Source organism: Denitratimonas tolerans, from assembly GCF_037203605.1.
Lineage (GTDB): Bacteria > Pseudomonadota > Gammaproteobacteria > Xanthomonadales > Xanthomonadaceae > Denitratimonas > Denitratimonas tolerans.
On the sequence record NZ_JBBDHC010000035.1, the window covers coordinates 1 to 2720 of the forward strand.

The 2720-nt window shown below is 67.9% G+C and carries 1 protein-coding gene; it reads right to left on the minus strand.

Features of this window, described 5'->3' with window-relative positions; all coding sequences use genetic code 11:
- The coding region (locus tag WB794_RS13410; RefSeq protein WP_337336356.1) for a S8 family serine peptidase at positions 1–2220 on the minus strand (2220 nt) is incomplete at its 3' end.
- Between the last annotated feature and the right edge of the window lie 500 nt (positions 2221–2720).

Below are 2720 nucleotides of genomic sequence, written 5' to 3' on the forward strand. Positions count from 1 at the left end.
GATGTTCACCGTGTAATCCGCCGCCGTCGGGGTGCATACCGAAAGGCTGGTCGGCGTGACCTGCTGGGTGAAGTCGGCCGACAGCGCGCAATTGGTGCAGACCAGGGCAAAGTCCTGGTCGGTCGGCGTGGCATTGTTCGGCACGCCGTCACCGGCCAGTGCCGTGGCGCTGATCGTGATCGTCAGCGCGCCGCCGCTCGGGTTCTGGATGAAGACGTTTTCCAGATTGTTGCGGGTGTCCGCCGTGCCGCCGGTCGATGACCAGCCGCCGGTGAACACGTTGCCCCGGTAGGTGCTGGCACCATCGACTACCGACAGATCCAGGTTGTTGACCAGCGCCGGGTTGGCGCCCGCCGCACCCGGGGCATCGGTCCAGGCCAGGGTGACCTTGACCGGCTTGCCGGGATCAGCAACGCCCAAAGTGATCTGGTGCGTCTGGCCGGTCGCGGTGAGGAGCTGGGTCTGGTCCCAGTACTCCGCCGCGACGCCCGGCTGGATGATGTTGCTGACGTTGATCCGCCCCCAGCCTTCCATGGTGTTCCAGCGCGCCGAGGTGTTGCCGGCCATGTCGATCGCGTTGTTGACCAGCAGCGCCTTGGCCATGGCCGGGCTCGGCGTGGCACCGGCATTGACGCTGCGCCACCATTCGGTCAGCAGCACCACCGCGCCGGCCGCGTGCGGCGACGCCATGCTGGTGCCCGAACAGTAGGAATAGCGTGCCGGGCTGCCGGTGCCACCGATGTCGGAGCCGCTGCCGGTGCAGCTGCCGCCGGTATCGTTGCGCGCCGAGGCGATCTGCTCGCCGGGTGCCGCTATCGTCGGCACCTGCCGCCCGTCCGCCGCCGGGCCGCGCGAGGAGAAGCTCGAGATGTCCTCGACGCTGCCGACCCGGTAGTTGCGCGACGAGGCGGTGACGATGACGTTCTTGGCTTCCTTGGGCGCGGTCAGGCCGCTGGTCCCGGAGTTGCCCGCCGAGAACACTTGGATGAAGGGCTCGGCCACGCCGGCGGTATCGAAGTCGCCATCGCGCGCCATGATGTCATGGGTGCGCTCGGACGCCTGATAGCCGTGGTTGGTGCCTTCGCCGGTGGTCCAGGAATTGTTGGTGCCGATGGCTCCACCCAGCACCGCGCGCTTGGAGTGCTCCTGCCAGCCGCCCGAAGGCGGCCAGGCCGAGGCGGACAGCGAGTTCATCGCGTACAGGCCGGCACCGGGTGCCACGCCCAGGCCGTATAGGAACCCGTTGGCATCGGTCAGGCCCAGGCTCGCATCGCCCGCGACGATGCCGGCGACGTGGGTGCCGTGGCCGCCGCCGGAGCAGTCGGAGCCGGGCTGGCCCGCCGGATTGCAGGCACCGGGGAAGCTGTAGCCGCCCACGATGCGCCCGATCAGATCGGGGTGGTCGTAGTCGATGCCGGTATCGGTGATGGCCCAGGTCACGCCGGAACCGTCGAAGCCGAGGTTCACCAGATGGTTCTCGTAACCCACGACCGGCACGCCGCCCGGGTGGTTGCCGGCCTGGATCTGAGCCGACATTTCATCGTCGAGAATCGGCCGTGCATCCTGGTAGCCCAGCCACAGCACGTTGTCGATCGCCGCGACCGCGTCGATGGCGTCGACCGGCATTTCGACGATGGCGTTGAAGAACTTGCGGTCCGGCTGCGACGGATAGTGCTGCAGCACGCGGCCACCGGCCTTCTCGATCGAGGCCAGGGTCGATTCGACCTGCTTCTCGTCGTAGAACATCACATCGACGTTGTGAATCATGCCGGCTCGGCCATCGAGGCTCTGCGACGGCTTGTAGGCCGGTTGCACGCGCCCCTGCCAGCGCACGAACGACAGGCTCTCGGCACGCGCCAAGGCCTGCGGCTCACCCCAGACCAGATAGGCGTTGTGCGGGTAGTACTGCAGCGGATCGAGCCCGGCCGCTTCCAGATCGGCCAGCCAGCCGGCCTTCACCGGGCCGCGGAACTGCACCAGATGGAACCCGGGGCCTGCGCCATCGGATTCGCCGGCCGATCCGGCCGGCGGCGCGCCGTCCACGAGCGGATCGAAGCGGAAACGGTTGATCTGGATTTGGCCGGCCTCCCTGTCTTCCTCGAAGCCGCCGCCCGAGGCGGCGATGCGCAGATAGTCGGCCGCACCAAGCTCCAGCCAGCGGAAGCTGCCGTAGTCGGCCTCGAAACGCGGCGACAGCGACAGCAGGTTGAGCGAATTCACGCCGGCCGCCGGCACGCGAACGAAGCGACTCGCGCCGGGTGCGGAAGTGGCATTCGCCTCAAACGGCTGCTGCGTTGGCTGCCATCCGGGCTGCGCGGCAGCCGGCCCGACCCCGCTTCCGAACACGAGCAGTGCGACGGCGGCGCTCAACGGCGCCGTTCTAAATGCCTTCATCTTCAAACTCCCCATGAGTGTGATGCGTACGAATGACCCGTCGATCCGGGCCAAAGTGCATCGAGCGTACCATTTTTTTTGCATGGGAAAGAAGTCAGGAAGGCGCGCGTCAGGCACCGGCCCACATCCGGAAAACGAAGGGCCTCCCGCCGGGGAGGCCCTTCGTTCAATCCGTCGCACGCTGGTGACTGGAGACGGCGAAGCGTTCGACGTCTCCCCACCACCCCCGCCCCCACCTGCGCCGCCCGATTCAGCGGCGACGCAGGTGCGCGGGAGGTGCGCCTTACTCGAACCCGTCGGAGAAGATCTCCGGCGGCAGCGGCGCG